Below are 17776 nucleotides of genomic sequence, written 5' to 3'. Positions count from 1 at the left end.
TCCGGGCGGACCGGCGGGGGAGAGAAGGGACGCAGGGTGGGCGCGCAGCCGTCGATGCAGGAGTTGATCGAGGAGCGCAGGCGGCTCTCGTTCGTCGGGCGGGGGGCCGAACGCGCCGCCTTCCTACGGAACTTCGACGTGCCGGTGCGGGATCCGGGGCGGCGGTTCCTGTTCCACGTGCACGGCAACGCCGGAGTCGGGAAGACGTTCCTCGTCCGTGAGTTGGAGCAGCTCGCGCGCGAGGCCGGGGCACTGACCGCGTACGTGGACGAGAGCACCGGCAGCGTGCCCGAGGCGATGGAGACGGTCTGCGCCGGGTTCGCCCGTCAGGGACGCCGGCTCAAGGAGCTGGAGCGGCTGCTGGAGCGGTACCGCGAGCGGCGCCACGAGGCGGACTCGCTGACCCGGGAGGCGGCCCCGGGCGAGCCCTCCGCCGCCGGGACGGCCCTGGCGCGGGCCGGCCTCGTGGGTCTCGGCATGGTCCCCGGTGTCGGGCCCTTCGCCGGGGCCGTCGATCCGGGCCAACTCGCGGGCGCCGCCGACCGGATGCGGGCCGGGCTGAGCGCACACTTCCGCAGCCGGGACGACGTACGGCTCGTCATGTCGCCCGAAGAGGTCCTCACCCCGGTGCTGCTGGAGGAACTGGCCCGCGCCGCAGGCCGGTTCCCCCGCCAGGTCCTGTTCTTCGACACGTACGAGCGGACCGGTCTCTTCCTCGACGCCTGGCTGCACGCGACGATGGCCCTGGAACGCCACGGCGTCATGCCCGGGAACGTGGTCGTCGTGACGGCGGGCCGGAGCCCGCTGGACCTGGACCGCTGGGGAGGCTGCTCGGACTCGGTGGCCGAGATGCCCCTGCTGCCGTTCACCGAGCAGGAGGCGCGCGAAGTGCTCGCCGGCCGGGGCGTGGTCGCGGAACCGGTCGTCGAGGAGATCCTGCGCCTCACCGGACGCCTGCCGGTCCTCGTCTCGACCCTCGCCGAGACCCGCCCGGCCGACCCGGACGACGTCGGCGACCCGAGCGCCACGGCCGTCGACAGCTTCCTCAAGTGGGAGCACGACCCCGTGCACCGCTCCGTCGCCCTCGGCTGCGCCTTCCCGAGGCGCCTGGACGCCGACGTCTTCCGCGCGGCCGCGGAACGCCCCGAGGAGGAGGCCGACGCCCTGTACGACTGGCTGCGCGGCCTGCCCTTCGTCACCGAGCGCGGCGGCGGCATCCAGTACCACGACGTCGTACGGGCGCCGATGCTGCGCTCCCAGCGGCTCCGGTCGCCGCGCGGCTGGACCGGGCGGCACACGAGACTCGCGGAGACCTTCGGCAGGTGGCGGCGGGAGGCCGAGACGGGCGAGAACGAGGACGAGCTGTGGACCTGGGACGGGTGGCGCGAGATGAGGCTCGCCGAGTCGTACCACCTGCTCTGCGCCGCGCCCCGGACCGCGCTGCCGGTAGTGCTCCGCGACGTCGTGTACGCCTGCGACGCCGGTGAGGTGCCCGCCCGTCAGTGGGCGCGGGCGCTGGCTGAGGCCGGCCGGGACGCCGAGGCCGAGACGCCGGCCCGCTGGGGGAGCGACCTGTGGCACGCGCTGGAGGACGGCGGACAGGCCGCGGCCCTCGAACTCCTGCTGAACCGCGCGGGATTCGGCCCCGAGGTCGAGGCCGTCGCGCGCTCGGTACGCGGCAGTGTCCTGCGGCACGACGGTGCGTACGGGCAGGCGACGGCGGAGTACGACCGGGCGCTCGCGCTCGATCCCGGGCTGGTTCGCGCCTATCGCGGCAGAGCCATGACACGGGCCGAGTCCGGCGACTACGCGGGCGGGATCGCCGACCTGGACCGGGCGCTCGCCCTGGCTCCCGACGACGGACGGGCGCTGTCCGTCAGGGGTGAGTACCACCGGGCCCTCGGGGACTACGACGCGGCACTCGCCGACCTGGACCGGGGCATTGCTCTCGACCCCTCCCGCGACTTCGCCTGGGCGTCCCGCGGCGCCACCCGGCTGAGCCGCGGCGAACTCCACGAGGCTCTCGTCGATCTGGGCCGGGCGGTGGAGCTGAAGCCCGAGTACGGGTGGGCGCTGGCCCGCCGGGCCCGGGTGTGGCGCGCACTCGGCGAGGAGGACCGGCAGATGGCGGACCTCGACCGGGCCGTGGCCCTCCAGCCCGATTGGGCGTGGGGCGCCTGTGAGCGGGGCGACGCGCTGCGCGTCGCGGGACGGCACGCGGAGGCGCTGGCCGAGTACGACCGGGCCGTTGCCCTCGACCCGGACTACGCGTCGGCGTACGCGAGCCGCGCCGTCTCCCGCAGCGAACTGGGCCATCACGCCGAGGCGCTCGCGGATCTCGACCGGGCGCTCGCCCTGCGGCCCGGATACGCGTGGGCGCTGAGCCGCCGGACGGTGATCCAGGCCCGGGCCGCCGAGGCGGAGTGAGCCTCAGCGCCCGGCGGTGAACGCCAGGAAGTCCGACCACGTGCCGTCGGAGAACGTGAGACAGGCGCGGTGCACGTCCTTGGAGTCACGGACGTGGACGGTGGCCCGAGAGGTGGCTATCGCGACCTCCACGCATTCAGGTCCGTCGTTGCTGCTGTAGCTGCTCGTGAACCAGGACAGCGTGGAGTCGGTCCCGGAAAGCGAGGCGGTGGCGGTCATGTCTCCTCCAGCACTTTCTCGATGAAGGCCAGTGACTCCCGAGGCGGGAGAGCCTGCGCCCGGATCATTCCATAGCGCATCTCCAGGATCTGGACGTCCCGCGGGTCGCTGATCAGGCGGCTGTGCAGCTGGGCCTCCGAGTGCCCCAGCGCCTTGCCGCCGTGGAGTTTCAGCAACTGGAGCGGTCCGCCCATGCCCGCGTGATCCTCACGGTCGGTCGGCATCACCTGGAGCGCGACGTGCCGCAACCTGCCGATCTTCAGCAAGTGTTCCAGCTGGTGCCGCAGGACAACTCTGCCCCCGATCGGCCGTCGAAGCGTCACCTCTTCCTGGACGAAAGTGAGGAACGGCGCGGGCCGGCGTTCGAAGACGGCCTGGCGCGCCATGCGAGCCGAGACCTGTCGGTCGATCTCGTCCTCGGAGAACGACGGCGCGCGCATCGCGAACAACGCCCGGGTGTACTCGGGCGTCTGGAGCAGGCCGTGCATGTTGTGGTTGGCATACGCCCCCAACTCGACCGACTCTTCCTCCAGCTTGGCCAGGTCCCGGACCTTCTTCGGGTAGCGCGCCTCCTCCACGTCCCTGCGCATTGCGGAGATCTTCCCGGCGGCGCCGAGCACGTCGTCGGCCTTGTCCAGGAACTCGGGCTTCGGCGCCCGGCGGCCCCGTTCCACCGACGAGACCATCTCCTCGCCGTAGCCGATGGCCGCGCCGAACTCGGCCTGCCGCAGACCGGCCGCCTCCCGCCAGGACTTGATCTGCCGGCCTACCGCCCTGAGTACGGCAGCGGCCTCCTCGTCCTCCACATCGCCCATCCCGCCCCCTTCAGCCGCGTCGCCCGTACCCGTCGTATCGCCTGTATCGCCCATACCGGCCCCAACGCCGTTCAGGCTAGCCAGAAATGACCACTCAGAGTGACGAGAGGGGAAAGATCAATCGCGCCGTCCGTACGAGACCGCTTACTTCCGCTCGCGTCACATCCAGCATCTGGATCCGCGACCTCAACCGACCGTTCCCGTTCGATTACAGTGCTGAACTGTCGGACGTGCGGACGGTGCCTGAGGAGGTCTCGGTGGCTGCGACAGCCGGTGCCGTCTGGGGGCGTGCGGAGCAGCAGGACTTCCGCAGCCGGGTGCGCGGGACGCTGCTCGGCGCGGCCGTCGGCGACGCCCTGGGCGCGCCCGTCGACGCGCTCTCCCTGGAGGGGATCCGGGCGGCGCACGGCGCGGAGGGCCTCCTCGACCTGGCCCCGGCGTACGGCAGACGCGGCGCCGTCACCCACCTCACGCAGCTCACCCTGTTCAGCGTCGACGGACTGGTCCGCGCGCAGGTCCGCCGGGACACCGGAGCCTGGCACCCGCCGACCGACGTGCACCGCGCCTACCGCCGGTGGGCGGCCACCCAGAGCGACTGGGGCCCCGACGAGCGGCGCAAGGAGGACGGCTGGCTGGCCCGCGAGGAGTGGCTCTACGCCCGCCGCGATCCGGCCAGGTCCTGCCTGCTGGGCCTCGGCGACGACATCATGGGCACGCTGGACGCGCCCAAGAACCCCGGAGAGACGGGCCCTGAGGCCACCGCCCGCTCCGCGCCCTTCGGCCTGCTCGTCGGCTGGGAGCCCCAGCTCGTGATGCAGCTCGCCGTCGAGTGCGCCGCGCAGACCCACGGACACCCCACGGCCTACCTGTCGGCGGGCGCGTACGCCGTCGTCGTGCACGCGCTGGCCCGCGGGGAGAGCCTCGACGCGGCCGTGCAGCAGGCCCTCGCGCTGCTCGCGGGGCGCCCCGGGCAGCAACAGGTCACCGACGCCCTCCAGCACGCCCTGGGGGCCGTACGGCAGGGCATGCCCTCCCCGGGCCGGGTCGAGGAACTCGCCGGGGACGGCACCGCGGAGGGACTGCTCGCCGCCGCGGTGTACTGCGTGCTCGTCGGCGACGACGTCCGGCACGGCCTGTGCCTCGCCGTGAACCACGGCGGTCCCTCCGCCGCGGCCGGTGCCCTCACCGGCGGCCTGCTGGGCGCCCTGCACGGCGAGACGGCCCTCCCGCCGGCCTGGCTGGCCGAACTGGAGGGCCGCCCCTCGGTGCTGGTCCTCGCGGACGACTTCGCGATGGAGATGACCCAGGGGCCCGCTCTGCACGGTCCCGCGGGCTCCTCCCCGGGCTGGCTCACCCGCTACCCGCGGGCCTGAGCCGGAGCGGGCCCGGGGCGCTCCCTCAGTCCTTGACCGGCGTGCCCAGCACCTCCCCCTCCGGGGCCTCGGCGGGAGCCGGGACCGCGGCGGCCGTGGTGCCGTCGTCGTCCGTGTTGATCTTCTCGATGATGGCGTCCCGCTCCGGTGTGTCCTCGGGCTTCACGATGCCGACGAGGACGTACAGGACGAGGGAGATGACCATCGGGAGGGCGACCTGGTACTCCAGCTTCACATCGGTGCGCTGGGAGAAGTCCAGGTTGTAGTTGACGAAGAAGAACGCGAGCAGACCGCACGCCCAGCTCGTCAGGGCGGCCGTCGGTCCCGACTTACGGAACGGCCGGAGCAGGCCCAGGATGAACGGGATCGCGATCGGCCCCATCAGACCCGCCACCCACTTGATGACGACGGTGATGATGTCCTTGAACGTGGGGGAGTTGACCTGGGTGGCCACCGCCATGGAGAAGCCGAGGAAGGCGACCGTGGTGACACGGCCCGCGATCAGCCCCGTGCGGGTGTCCCAGGCGCGTGCCGCACGGGAGAACGCAGGCATCACGTCCCGCGTGAAGACGGCCGCGATGGCGTTCGCGTCCGAGGAGCACATGGCCATGGTGTGCGAGAAGAACCCGACGACGACCAGGCCCAGCAGCCCGTGCGGCAGCAACTGGTCGGCCATCAGGCCGTACGCGTCCGAGCCGTCCGGCTTCTGCGCCGTCACCAGGAGTGGGGACAGCCACATCGGGATGAACAGGATGACCGGCCACACGAACCACAGTGCGGCGGACAGGAACGCGGACCGCGTGGCCTGCTTGGCGCTGCCGGTGGCCATGTAGCGCTGGGCCTGGTTCCACATGCCGCCGTTGTACTCGAACAGCTTGATGAACAGGTACGCGATGAAGAACACCGTCATGTACGGGCCGGCGAACCCGTCCGCGTGACCGTGCAGCTTCGGCGAGTCCAGCGCCTTGGACAGACCGCCCTGGTCGGAGATCTTGTTCAGCGCGATGATCAGCATCGCGAGGCCGGCCATCAACTGGATGATGAACTGGCCGAGTTCGGTCAGCGCGTCCGCCCAGAGACCGCCGATGGTGCAGTACACCGCCGTGATGCCGCCGGTGATGAGGATGCCCTGGGTGAGCGTGACGCCGGTGAAGACGCTGAGCAGGGTGGCGATGGCCGCCCACTTCGCGCCGACGTCCACGATCTTCAGCAGGATGCCGGACCACGCCAGCGCCTGCTGGGTCTGCACGTTGTAGCGGTCCTTGAGGTACTCGAGCGGTGAGGCGACGTGCAGGCGTGAGCGCAGCCGGTTGAGCCGGGGCGCGAAGGCCTTGGCGCCGAGGGCGACGCCGATGGCGATGGGCAGGGCCCAGGTGACGTACGAGGTGATGCCGTAGGTGTACGCGATGCCGGCGTACCCGGTGAACATCACCGCGCTGTAGCCCGACATGTGGTGCGAGATGCCGGACAGCCACCAGGGCATCTTGCCGCCCGCGGTGAAGAAGTCGCTGACGTCGTCCACGCGCTTGTGGGACCAGATCCCGATCGCGGTCATGACACCGAAATACGCGACCAGGACGGCCCAGTCGAGACCGTTCATGTGCCCCCTCCAGGGGTCCGCCTTGTGAACCTGCAGATACCGGACGGCACTTCGCCAGTACACATGGAGGTCCCTCCCCGCTCGGGCGGAGCCGAGCGATCGAAGGAGGGGCGGGGCCCCGTGCGGGAGCGGGGACTTGGGGGATTGAACCGCTGCGGCGACCGGCCGGTCAAGACCTCGCACGGTCACGGATATGAACGCAGATCAGAAAGCAGAACGATTTTGCCTCTCCTTTACCCGTCCGGCTGTTGTCGTGCTCGTGACGTGGAACACACGATGAGCGGGCACTTCGCCAGACCCACAGAGCAACGACGCGACGACAGCCGTACGGGATGCGGGTCCCGTGCGCCTGGGAGAGGGGGTCCCTCGGGCCGTACCGCCTACCGCATGAGTTCGCCGGCGTTCACAAGCAGCGACTGCCCCGTGATCGCCCGCGCCCGGTCGCACGCCAGGAACACCGCGGCGTCCGCGACGTCCCCGTCCGTGGCCAGCTCCGGCAGCGCCATCCGCTCGGTGAGGCGGCGCAGCACGTCCGCCTCGGGCACCTGCTCCGTGTGCGCCGTGAACTGCACGTACGCCTCGACGGGCGGGCCCCACATCCAGCCGGGCAGCACGGTGTTGACCCGTATCCGGTGCGGGCCGAGCTCCCGGGCCAGCGAGTACATCGCACTCGTCAGCGCGCCCTTGGAGGCGGCGTAGGCGGCCTGCCGCACCTGGCTCGGCGCGGCGACCGACGACTGGGTGCCGATGACGACCACCGAACCGCCGCGCTCCTTCAGGGCGGGCAGGCAGGCGCGGGTCATCCGCAGGGTGCCGAGCAGGTTCACGTCGATGACCGCCTGCCAGGTCGTGAAGTCCGCGTCCTCCAAGCCGCCGAAGTAGCTGTCCCAGGCGGCGACATGGACGACCGCGTCGATCCTCCCGAACCGCTCCACCGCGAGCGCCGCCAGCGCCTCGCACTGCCCCTCGTCGGTGATGTCCGTCGCCCGGTACGCCGTGTGCGTGCCCTCCGGGTCGAGTTCGGCCGCGGACTTCGCCAGGTTCGCCTCCGTGCGGGCGCCGAGCACCGCGTTCCCGCCGTCGCGCACCACGGCCGCCGCGACCTGGTGGCCGAGTCCCGCTCCGACGCCCGACACCACGACGGTCCTGCCGGTCAGCAGTGACATCCGGGGCCTCCCCGACTCTGGCCAATTGTCTGACGGAGCGTCAGAGTATGGGCGTTCGGCGGAGGAAGGAAGCCCCGCGCACGCACGCTCCACCGAGGAAGGGGACCGTCATGTCGGAGGAGACCCGCAGCGACACCTACGCGGAACTGGCCGCCCTCGGCCCGTACGGCGTCCGCCCGGGCCACGCCCTGATCACCCTGGTCGAACCGCACCCGGGCCACGAGTACGCCTACAACCGCTGGTACGAGGACGACCACTACTACGCGGGCGCGATGGCCATGCCCTGGATGTACGCCGGACGCCGCTGGGTGGCGACCCGGGACCTCCAACTGCTGCGCCGCCCCGAGAAGTCCGCGGTCGCGGAGCCGGTCACCGCCGGCTGCTACCTGTCGACGTACTGGGTCACCGACGGCCGCTACGACGACCACATGAAGTGGACCGTCGGCATCAACCGGCGACTGAACCGGGACGGCCGCGTCTACCAGGACCGTACGCACGTCTTCACGGCCTTCCAGGACCACGAGGCCACCGTGTACCGGGACGGCGCCGCCGGCCCCCGGGACTTCCACGCCCTCGACCACCCCTACGCGGGGCTTGTCCTCCAGGTCGTCGACGCCGCGTCACCCGAGCGGCGGGCGGAGTTGCTGGAGTGGCTGCGCTCCCGCCACCTGCCGAGGCGCCTGGCCGGCTCTCCCTCGGCCCTGGTGACCGTCTTCCGGCCCACCCCGCTCCCGGGTGACCGGATGACGTACGTGAAGCAGGTGGAGGGCGTGGACACCCGGCTGACCCTGCTGTGGTTCCTGGAGGCGGACCCCCGGGACTGCTGGGACGACCACTTCACGGGCCTGGACGAGGCGGTGGCCGAATCAGGCCTGGGCCGGGTCGAGTTGCTCGCCCCCTTCATCCCCACGGTCCCGGGAACGGACCGCTACGTGAACGAGCTCCGCTGAACCGACGGCACCCCACGGCGAGTGAGCCGAAGGGGCGCGCCTGTGTCGGGAGGCCGAGCGCGCGGAGGCCCCGACGGAGGAGGGGTCGAGCACGGTCGGCCTCCCGACACAGGCTTCTGCGCCCCGGAGGCGAACCGAGCCCCAAAAAAAGGGGAGGGCCCCCTCGGCCAGGACGGCGGGCCGGTCGAGAGGGCTCTGTCGGTGGAACGTATGAAGTTGTGTCGGGTCATCCGGCGTCAGACGAGGTCGGAGGCTCCTCGGCCGACCTCGGCCACGAAGGTGTTCCACGCGTCCGCGGGAAAGGCCAGCGTGGGGCCGGCGGGAACCTTGGAGTCACGCACGGCCATCGCCGTGAGAGCCGGGGACTTGACCTCGACGCAGGCGCCGTTGCCGGTGGAGTAGGAAGACTTGGTCCACGTGTCGGTGGCACCCTGCTGAATTGCCATGATCGCTCCAGAAAGCAGTCGTTCTTCGGTGAGTTGCCGCCTTCGACGCCATCGACGCGCTGTCACCGGGCTGCGGATCCGCTACGGAATCCGCAGCTCGGTTTGCGCCAACGTTGTTCTTCGGTGGCGTGATCGACGCTACTCGCCAACTTCGGGAGGCGAAGCGACTATTCACTCGACTGGATGGCATATTCCAGTGGGGTCTTCCATGTTGAGGTGCCGAAGGTGTAGGGTCCGGCACCTTCTCTGCGGCGGGCCTTCACAAGTCCCCTCCGAACCCCCGCAGTTCCCCTCGTCACGCCTCAGCGCGCGTACTCCTTGGCGATGTCCGCGATGAACTGACGCGACTGCTCCACGTTCAGGGCCTGGGCGCGCAGGTGCTCGTACATCACGCTGTACTTCTGGACGTCGTTCGCCTTCTCCAGGTACAGGTCGCTCGTCACGCCCTCGATGTAGACGACGCTGGAGTCCGCCGCGTCGGGGAACTCCAGGATCGCGTACTGGCCGTTGAGGCCCGGGTGCGCGCCCATCTCGAAGGGGATCACCTGCACGGTGACGTGCGGCAGTTGGGACTGCTCGACCAGGTGCTCCAACTGCTCGCGCATGAGGGAGCGGTTGCCGACGGCGCGGCGCAGGGCGGACTCGTCGAGCACGGTCCACAGGCGCAGCGGGTTGTCCGGGGCGGAGATTCGTTCCTGCCTCTTGAGGCGGACCTGGACGCGCTTGTCGATGTCGGCGGCCGCCGTCTCCGGCAGGGCTCCCGCGATCAGGGACTCCGCGTAGGGCCGGGTCTGGAGGAGACCGGGGACGACCTGGGGGTCGTACACGCGCAGACTCGCCGCGTCGGTCTCCAGGCCGATGTAGACGCTGTAGGGGATGTCGCCGAAGGAGTGCCACCAGCCCTGCTGGCGCGAGTCCTTGGCCATCTGCATCAGCGAGTCGACGATCCGGTGGTCCTCGACCTCGTAGACCCCGCACAGGTCGCGGACGTCGCGCTGGCTGATGCTGCGGCGCCCGTTCTCCAGGCGGCTGATCTTCGACTGCGAGACCAGCAGTCGCTCGGCGACCTCTTCCGCCGTCATGCCCTTGAGCTCGCGGAGCCGGCGCAGCTCCTGGCCCAGCCGGCGTCGCCGGACGGTGGGATTGACACTTGACGCCACGGGACGTGCACCTCCGGCTGCGGGCCTCTACTTTGCGTATCTGCTGTTGAGCAGATTGCCACCAAGGTGCTTTCTACCGCTGGGAAACAGCGGATATGCGCTGGGTAGGCGCACCTTCGGGGTTTCGGCGGGTATCCGCGTCCCCGCGCGGGCTCCTCGGCCCCGACCGCCCGTCGCGACGCCCCGGCGGGGTCGCCGGTTCCGGTTCGCGGAGCCGGTCGCCGGACCCGCCGTGGAATGCGGCCGCGCGGGGCGGCGGAACCGTGTCGTCGTCCGGACGTACGGTCCTGTCGCCCCGCGCGAGCCAGCGGCTCCCGAACCGGATCATGGGGACTGCGGTGCGGCGCTGTTGTCCTGCGGCGGTGCTGGTGCTGCGGGTGGTGCGAGTCGTGCGGTGTGCCGTGGGACTGCGGCTCAGTGGACCACGGCGCGTGCCATCGACCCGTGACGCGGTTGCATCGGAACACCGCGCGCGGTCTCCGGTGCGGACCTGACTCCGGCGGTGGCCGGACGGCCTGCCGGTGCCGGGCTGCGGCGCGGCTGTGCGGCCACACCGTTCTGAACGTCCATCACGGCGTGCGCCACGAGGCCGCCCATGGGGTCGTGCCTGATCAGGTCCCGCAGCCGGGAGCGGGACGATCGTCCCTCGTTACCCGGATACAGGTGCTTGCCGAGTCCGACCGCATGGGCCAGCGCGGCGAGCGCCGCGGTCCGCGGGTCCGGCGGGACGCCGGTGCGGATCGCGTTGTCCAGCCGGACCCTGATCTCCCGGCTGATTTCCGTGTCCGTCGCCTGATAGCGAGTCGTCGGAAGCACCCCGCACATCTGGCCGGCCACGGCATGGACCATGCCGCACCTCTCCAGATGCGAGAGATAGGTCTGGCGCAGCCCCAGTCGGGGCCCGCCAATCCAGTTGACCGCGCGTACGGGTGCTCCGCGTCGGCGAAGCAGTTCCAACGCACAGTCCAGTGTTGGATCTCCAGTCGGCCGTGGCACCACCACGGCGATACGATCCCCGTCTGGGGCTATCCGTCCGGCCAGCGCCAGCTCCACTAGCTGCGCTCCGGCCAGACCGAGGTCGAGCGACTGCGGCTGCGCGGTGGTACCCGTGGTCGGGTCCAACGCCAGCAGCAGAAGCTCCTCCGGAATTGTTCTGCGGCTCCTGCCCATCCATGCCTCCCCGCGTGGATGAATGACAGGGTGACCCCTCTCACATTGGTCTGTCGAGGGTGCGTGACCGGAATGTAGTGGAACCAGTAGGTATGTCGTTCTCGTCTACCGCAGGGGTCAATCCCTCACACAGGACACTGGTACATGGTTCGGACAGCGATGTCCGGGCGGCGGGTTAAGGGTTTGACGGTTCGGTTCGGCGCGCGGAGGGCGTGCGTCACATGGAGGAGGCATCGGTGGCGGGCGAGTCCCCCGACAGGTCGAAGCAGAACGAGTCGTCGGCGTCGTCGGCAGAAGCGACGCCGGTGACCCCGGCGCCGGTTCCGGGTCCGGCGCGGCCGGGCGATCCGTCGTCGGCGGCGTCCCCGGCGTCGCCGGGGGCCGTCGCGCCGTCGTCGGCGCAGGGCACGGCTCCGGCCGATCCGCGCATGGCGATGGCCCGCGAGCGGGCGGCCACGGTCCGGGTGGACCAGGCGACGGCGGTCTTCTCCACGAAGGCCCTGTCGGCGGACACCTCCCGCCCGGCGGAGCCGACGGCATCGGCCACGGCCGACGCCACGGCCACGGCGGAGGCCTCGCGCACCGCCGGGTCCGAGCGGGCCGCCGAGCCCGCGGCGGGCACGGACGCCGCCGAGGCGCCCGCCGAGGGCGACACCCGGCTGCGTGCCGCGGTCGCCGCGTGGGTCGCGGGATCGGACGAGAACCCGGCGTCCCCGGGCGCGTCCGGGGACGGCGACGGTCACGGTCACGATGAAGGTGCCGTGAGCGGAGCCGCAGTGCCCGACCGCACGGACCGCTCCGACGCCGCCACGGCGGCCGACGGGCCCGAGGACGCCGCCGAGGACCCCGCGGACGCGGAGAGCGCCGACAGCGCGGCCGACGCCGGTTCCGGGAAGGACTCGGGCCCGTCCGCCGGGCCCGCCGTGGTGTCCGGGCCCGACGCCACCACCGACTCGACGCCCGATGCCGTGGCCGCCGCCGACGAGCAGCGTGCCGACCCGAAGCCGGACGCCGCCTCCGGCGAGACGTCCGACGCGGGCGAGCCCGGTCCCGACGCCGCGTCCGCGAAGGCCGCCACGCCGGCCACCGCACCCGCCTCCGCACCGTCCGGGCCCGCGGACGCCGAACCCGAGCCCGCCGTGTCCGACGCCGAGCCCGCGGACGCGAAGCCCGCCTCCGCGGACGCGAAGCCCGCGTCTGCCGACGTCGAGCCCGAGGACCGGCCCGGTGCCGACTCCGTACGGGATGCGGCTCCCGCGCCCGAGGACGCCCCCGAGGACGCTCCTGCGGCCGCCCCCGCCGCCGACGCTGCCCCGGGCACGGACGCGGCGGGTGACACCGGTGCGGACGCCACCCACGACGGCGACACCGCTCCGCAGCCCCCCGTCGACGCGGCCCCCGCCGACGAGCCCCCGGTCGACCAGCCGACCGCGATCTTCAAGACGCCGCGGCCCGCCGTGGACCAGCCCACCACCATGCTCAAGCTGGGCGACGCGGCCCGCCGCCCGGCCGGCAAGAAGGCCGACGAGAAGACGGGCGAGAAGACCGGCGAGAAGGCCGCGGACGAGGCCGCCGCGGGCAAGGCCGTGGAGGAACCGCCGGCCAAGCCCGTCGGCGAGGCCGAGCGCACCAGTCGGTTCGTCGCCCTCAAGTCGCTGGACGAGGCCGCCGCCCCGGCACGTCCGAAGCAGCCGGCCGCCCCGGCGGGTGCCGACAAGCCGGCCTCGGCCACCGCGGTCGTGCCGCAGGTCGGCCCCGAGCGCACCACCCAGCAGCCGCTTCCGCCGAAGCCCCCGCTGGACCTGCTCGCCGAGCTGACGAACACCCCGCCGCCCCCGCAGACACCGGTCCGCACGATCGTGCGGCGGGTCAAGATCTGGACGCCGCTGGTCCTGCTGCTCATCGTGATCTTTGCGGTCGCACAGGCCTTCCGTCCGCTGCCGGCAGCGGGCCTCACGCTCACCGCCGACGAGACGTACACCTTCGACGGCGGCACACTCGACCTGCCGTGGCCCGGCCAGGGCCAGTCCGCGATCGAGGTCGACGGCGTCGGCAGCCTCGGCACCGACGGCAAGCAGACCCCCGCTCCCGTGGCGAGCGTCGCCAAGATCATGACGGCGTACGTGATCCTCCAGGAGCACCCGCTGAAGGGGAACGAGGACGGCGAGAAGATCACCGTCGACCAGCAGGCGGAGGACGAGTCGAAGCTGCCCGACGAGTCGACGGCGGCGATGTCGAAGGGCCAGCAGTTCACGGAGCGCCAGATGCTCCAGATGCTGATGATCCCCTCCGGCAACAACGTGGCGCGGCTGCTGGCCCGCTGGGACTCCGACAGCAAGAGCTTCGTCGCCAAGATGAACGCCGCGGCCAAGGACCTCGGCATGAAGAACTCCACGTACACGGACCCGAGCGGTCTGCAGAAGACCACGGTCAGCACGGCCGTCGACCAGATCAAGCTGGCCAAGAAGGTCATGCAGAACGACGTGTTCCGCAGCGTCGTCGGGATGGCCAAGGCGGACATCCCCGGGCTGGACAACACGATCTACAACAACAACGACCTGCTGGTGCAGCAGGTCGGCGTGATCGGCCTGAAGACCGGCTCCTCGACGCCGGCCGGCGGCAACCTGGTGTGGGCCGCGACGAAGAACGTCGACGGCAAGACGCAGACGATCTACGGCGCGGTGATGAACCAGAACGCCGGCACCGGCAAGGTCTGGGACAGCCTCCACCTGGCGCTCACCAACAGCCAGAAGCTGATCGACAAGGTCCAGAAGAGCCTGACCACCGCCACCGTGGTGAAGAAGGGCCAGGTCGTCGGCTACGTGGACGACCAGCTCGGCGGACGCACCCCGGTCGTCGCCACGAAGAACATGACGGCGGTCGGCTGGCCCGGTCTCAAGACCCACCTGTCGATCGGCGCGGGCGACGCCGCGGTGCCGCACACCGGCAAGGCCGGCGCGGTCGTCGGTGAGCTGACGGTCGGCGACGGATCGAGCCGCTCCGTCAAGATTCCGGTCGCGCTGAAGTCGGACCTCGCCGAGCCCGGTCTCGGCGCGAAGCTGACCCGTATCGCCTGAGCCGACAGGGGCCGCCGGCGACGTGCCGGCGGACGGATCGGTGACGTACGCCGGGGAGCGGCACCCGCACCGCACGCCGCCGGACAGTGCCCCACCCGGGCGCTGTCCGGCGGAGTGCGTGCTAGCGTCGCGACAATCGGGGCTGCTCGCGAGCCGCGGGTCCCGGCCCAGAACGGACAACGGGACACGGGGAGAACCTTGCAGTGGCGACAGCGGAGCCGACCCACGCCGACGACGCCGATCCGGGCCCTGGAACGGACCCGCCGATACCGCTGCGCGGCCGTGTCCCCGAGCCGCTCGACGAGGCGGACGACCCCGCGGAGTCCGGCGCCGCCGCAGCGGTAGCGCCGTCCGGCACCGTCCGCCCGAACCTCTTCCGCCGTCATCCCGTCCTGCTCTCGACCGTCCTCGCCGGTGTCCTGCACGTCGTGTGGTTCTTCACCTTCGCGAACAGCGGCGGTGACCTGGCGGCGCAGGACGCGTGGGCGGAGTTCGTCGGCCGGCACCCGGACTCGGCGTACAACCTCGCCTGGTACGGCGGGATGCACCCGGTGTCGTACAGCGTGGTGTCGCCGTACCTGATGTCGGTGCTCGGCGTCCGCACGACCATGATGATCGCCGGGACGCTCTCGGCAGGGCTGCTGACGATGATCCTCATCCGCAGCCGTGCGGTCAGGAATCCGACGGCTCCGGCGCTCGCCGGTGTCTTCGCGCTGCTCTGCAACGCCGCCTCGGGCCGCGTGACGTACGGCCTCGGCACGGTGTTCGCGCTCGCCGCGGTCGCTGTCGTCTTCTGCTGGCCCTACCGCTGGCGCTACAAGCGCTGGGCGAAGGCGCTGTGCGCGGCGCCGCTCGCCGCCCTCGCGACGGCCGCCTCACCGGTGGCCGGACTGTTCGTCGGCCTGATCGCGGTCGCCCTGTTCCTGCAGAAGCGCCGCCCCGGCGCCTACGCCCTCGGCATCGCGCCGGCGATCGTCGTCGCCGTCTCCGCCTGGCTGTTCCCCTTCTCCGGCACCCAGCCGATGGCCGTCTGGTCGGTCATCCTGCCGTTCCTGTACGCGGTCCTGGTCTTCTTCCTGGTCCCCAAGGAGTGGACGACGGTCCGGATCACGGCGGCGGTCTCCGGGCTCGCGGTGCTCGGCGTCTGGCTGATCAGCTCGCAGATCGGGTCGAACATCACGCGTCTGTCGATGCTGTTCGGCGGCGTCGCGCTGATCGCGGCGCTGCCCTTCGCCGTCCCGAGATCACGCAAGTGGTACGCCATCGTCATCGCGTTCGTCGGCTTCAACGCCTGGGTCGGCATCAAGTCGGTCGACGACGTCGTGCACACCACCCCGGCCGCCTCCTGGGCGCGTGAGCTGGCCCCGCTCGTCAACCAGCTGCAGGTGGTGAACGCCGAGAAGGGCCGCGTCGAGGTGGTTCCGGCCCGCTCGCACCGCGAGGCGTCCGCCCTCGCGCCGTACGTGAACCTGGCCCGCGGCTGGAACCGCCAGGCCGACATGGAGCGCAACCCGCTCTTCTACGACGACACACTCAACTCGGCGAACTACCACGAGTGGCTGCAGCGCTGGGCCGTCCACTACGTCGTGCTGCCCAAGGGCGAACCGGACGGCGACGGCGGCGAACGCGAACGCCAGCTCGTGCAGCGCGGCATGCCCTACCTCCGCCAGGTCTGGGGCGATGCCAACTGGCAGCTGTTCACCGTCACCGACCCGGCCCCGCTCGCCGAACCGCACGCCGTCGTCGACCGGGCCGAGCAGGGCGAGCTGACCATCGAGGTGAAGCAGGCGGGCCGCATCCTCATCCGCATCCCGTACTCGCCGTGGCTGAGCATCGTCGACGCGGACGGCAAGAGCCTGAAGCCGCCGCAGGAGACGAAGGCGTCGAAGGAGCGCGAGGAGGGCACCGCGAAGACGTACGACAACCTCAACGGGTGCCTGATGCCGACCGAGGAGACCGCGGCGGGCGACAAGTGGACGGAGCTGCTGGCCCCGAAGCCGGGCACCTACCGGCTCGCGGCGCCGTACCAGCTCCCCCGGGGCACCCCGTGCCCGGAGGAGCTGCGCTAGATCGCCGGAGGGCCGGTCCCCGGGCCCGCCGGAGGGCCGGGTCTCAGTTCCGCTCGAAGGGGCCGCAGTACGCCAGGCCCGCGTCCTCCAGCGGCTCGTCGCGGAAGAACCGGACGAGCAGGTCGCAGAAGTCCTGCGGCCGCTGGAGGTGGGCCAGGTGTCCGCACTCCGCGATCGTCGTGAAGCGGGAGCCCGGCAGGTCCGCCGCCACCGCGCGGACCATGTCGGGTGTCGTGAGCGTGTCGTGCTCACCCGTGAACGCCAGATACGGCACGGCGGGCAGCGGCGCCCGCCGGTACCACTCGTGGGCCAGCAGCCGCCGGTTCCGCTCGATCGTCACCGCCACGTCGCGCGGGGTCTGCGCCGCGAACTGCTGGTACATCAGACGGGCCAGCGCGGTGTGCTTGCGCACGGTGAGGTCGCCCGGCGGCGGCACGAAGCAGCGCACGAACTCCTCCGCGGTCTCCTCGACGCGCCCCTCCTCCAGCATGCGCACCCAGCCCACGAGCGCCTTCGCGAACCAGCCCGGCACGTGGTCCGACATGCCCTGCACGGCGATCCGCCGCAGGTGCTCCGGGTGGCGCTGGGCCAGCCGCAGGCCGACGGCCCCGCCGTAGCAGCCGGCGTACAGGTTCACCGGGCCGAGCCCCAGCTCGCGCAACATGTGCGCCGCGCACTCGGCGAGGAAGTCGATGCCGTGCTCGGCGGGCAGGAAGTCCGCGTCCCCGAAGCCGGGCAGGTCCACCGTGACGACGGTCCCCAGCTCGCCGAGCCACCGCTCGTGACGCACCCACGAGTACCGCGTCTGGTCCGAGCCGCCGAGCACGAGGAGCGGCTCCGTGACGGGGTCGTTCCGCCGGACGACCCGGGCGGTGTACGCGTACCCCTCCCACGAGAGCGGGCGCTCCTCGACTTCCGTGGACGCCCCGCCTCCCGGCGCCTGGGCGGGGACGTGGACCGAGGAAGCGACAGAAGGCACAAGGAACTCCCGGGAGGGACGAGATCACCGAAACTCCCACTGGTACACGGCTCCCGGGAGCCGTGCCCGTTCCGTCACACGAAGGTGGACGGAGCTTCACCCGAAGGTGGGCGCGGCGCAGCGCACCGGTTTCCTCTCCCGGAGGGGGCGGCGGCGCGGCGCGCCGCTACGCGTCCGGAGGGGCGCGGGGCTACCGGTCTCCGCGCGGAGGCGCGCTACGGCGTCCCGGTCCGCGCTCGGCACCGCGTCCCGGTCTCCGCCCGGAGGGGCGCGTCCCGGTCCGCCGGACCGTCCGCCCGTCCGCCCGTCCGGAGGGTGATGCGGC

The 17776-nt window shown here is 71.8% G+C and carries 14 protein-coding genes; 5 read left to right on the top strand and 9 right to left on the bottom strand.

The window, feature by feature from the left end; translation table 11 throughout:
• Window positions 1-36 precede the first annotated feature (36 nt).
• Window positions 37-2427 (top strand): tetratricopeptide repeat protein, encoded by a 2391-nt coding sequence (locus B0675_RS06685; RefSeq protein WP_347108198.1) that lies wholly within the window; start codon window positions 37-39, stop codon window positions 2425-2427.
• Between the two features lie 3 nt (window positions 2428-2430).
• On the opposite strand, the gene B0675_RS06680 is transcribed toward B0675_RS06685, so the two are convergent.
• Window positions 2431-2646, bottom strand: coding sequence for a DUF397 domain-containing protein (locus B0675_RS06680; RefSeq protein WP_081217822.1), 216 nt, complete (start codon window positions 2644-2646; stop codon window positions 2431-2433).
• Window positions 2643-3452, bottom strand: coding sequence for a helix-turn-helix transcriptional regulator (locus tag B0675_RS06675; RefSeq protein WP_241539904.1), 810 nt, complete (start codon window positions 3450-3452; stop codon window positions 2643-2645). The genes B0675_RS06680 and B0675_RS06675 overlap by 4 nt, the downstream gene beginning before the upstream one ends.
• A gap of 266 nt (window positions 3453-3718) precedes the next feature.
• Between B0675_RS06675 and B0675_RS06670 the strand changes: the two genes are divergently transcribed.
• On the top strand, window positions 3719-4834 hold the full coding sequence (locus B0675_RS06670) for an ADP-ribosylglycohydrolase family protein (protein WP_081217820.1): 1116 nt from the start codon (window positions 3719-3721) through the stop codon (window positions 4832-4834).
• Between the two features lie 25 nt (window positions 4835-4859).
• Here B0675_RS06670 and B0675_RS06665 read toward each other — a convergent pair whose 3' ends face one another.
• Entirely contained in the window at window positions 4860-6434 is a 1575-nt protein-coding gene (locus B0675_RS06665; protein ID WP_081217819.1) for a sodium:solute symporter family protein, read from the bottom strand.
• Window positions 6435-6814: 380 nt separating this feature from the next.
• Window positions 6815-7600, bottom strand: coding sequence for an SDR family oxidoreductase (locus tag B0675_RS06660; protein ID WP_081217818.1), 786 nt, complete (start codon window positions 7598-7600; stop codon window positions 6815-6817).
• A 110-nt stretch (window positions 7601-7710) separates the two neighbouring features.
• On the opposite strand from B0675_RS06660, the gene B0675_RS06655 reads away from it, so the two are divergent.
• Window positions 7711-8550 carry a hypothetical protein gene (locus tag B0675_RS06655; RefSeq protein WP_081217817.1) on the top strand — a complete coding sequence of 280 codons (840 nt, stop codon included), beginning with the start codon at window positions 7711-7713 and terminating at the stop codon, window positions 8548-8550.
• Between the two features lie 236 nt (window positions 8551-8786).
• Here B0675_RS06655 and B0675_RS06650 read toward each other — a convergent pair whose 3' ends face one another.
• From B0675_RS06650 to B0675_RS41875, 4 genes are all read right to left on the bottom strand, one after another.
• Window positions 8787-8996 (bottom strand): DUF397 domain-containing protein, encoded by a 210-nt coding sequence (locus tag B0675_RS06650; protein ID WP_081217816.1) that lies wholly within the window; start codon window positions 8994-8996, stop codon window positions 8787-8789.
• Window positions 8997-9298: 302 nt separating this feature from the next.
• Window positions 9299-10156: a helix-turn-helix transcriptional regulator gene (locus B0675_RS06645; RefSeq protein ID WP_081217815.1), complete on the bottom strand. Its 858-nt coding sequence runs from the start codon at window positions 10154-10156 to the stop codon at window positions 9299-9301.
• A gap of 414 nt (window positions 10157-10570) precedes the next feature.
• Entirely contained in the window at window positions 10571-11326 is a 756-nt protein-coding gene (locus B0675_RS06640) for a GPP34 family phosphoprotein (RefSeq protein ID WP_081217814.1), read from the bottom strand.
• 217 nt (window positions 11327-11543) lie between these two features.
• Window positions 11544-11819 carry a hypothetical protein gene (locus B0675_RS41875; RefSeq protein ID WP_241539715.1) on the bottom strand — a complete coding sequence of 92 codons (276 nt, stop codon included), beginning with the start codon at window positions 11817-11819 and terminating at the stop codon, window positions 11544-11546.
• Between B0675_RS41875 and B0675_RS06635 the strand changes: the two genes are divergently transcribed.
• Both B0675_RS06635 and B0675_RS06630 read left to right on the top strand, forming a co-directional pair.
• Window positions 11791-14403: a D-alanyl-D-alanine carboxypeptidase gene (locus tag B0675_RS06635; protein WP_241539714.1), complete on the top strand. Its 2613-nt coding sequence runs from the start codon at window positions 11791-11793 to the stop codon at window positions 14401-14403. The genes B0675_RS41875 and B0675_RS06635 overlap by 29 nt on opposite strands.
• A 203-nt stretch (window positions 14404-14606) precedes the next feature.
• On the top strand, window positions 14607-16472 hold the full coding sequence (locus B0675_RS06630) for a hypothetical protein (RefSeq protein ID WP_081217812.1): 1866 nt from the start codon (window positions 14607-14609) through the stop codon (window positions 16470-16472).
• A gap of 43 nt (window positions 16473-16515) precedes the next feature.
• On the opposite strand, the gene B0675_RS06625 is transcribed toward B0675_RS06630, so the two are convergent.
• Window positions 16516-17451, bottom strand: coding sequence for an alpha/beta fold hydrolase (locus tag B0675_RS06625; protein WP_081217811.1), 936 nt, complete (start codon window positions 17449-17451; stop codon window positions 16516-16518).
• Window positions 17452-17776 lie beyond the last annotated feature (325 nt).

The sequence above is a fragment of the Streptomyces sp. M41(2017) genome (assembly GCF_002078175.1).
Taxonomy (GTDB): Bacteria; Actinomycetota; Actinomycetes; order Streptomycetales; family Streptomycetaceae; genus Streptomyces.
The sequence above is the reverse complement of the archived record's forward strand: the minus strand, read 5'-3'. Positions and strand labels throughout refer to the sequence as shown.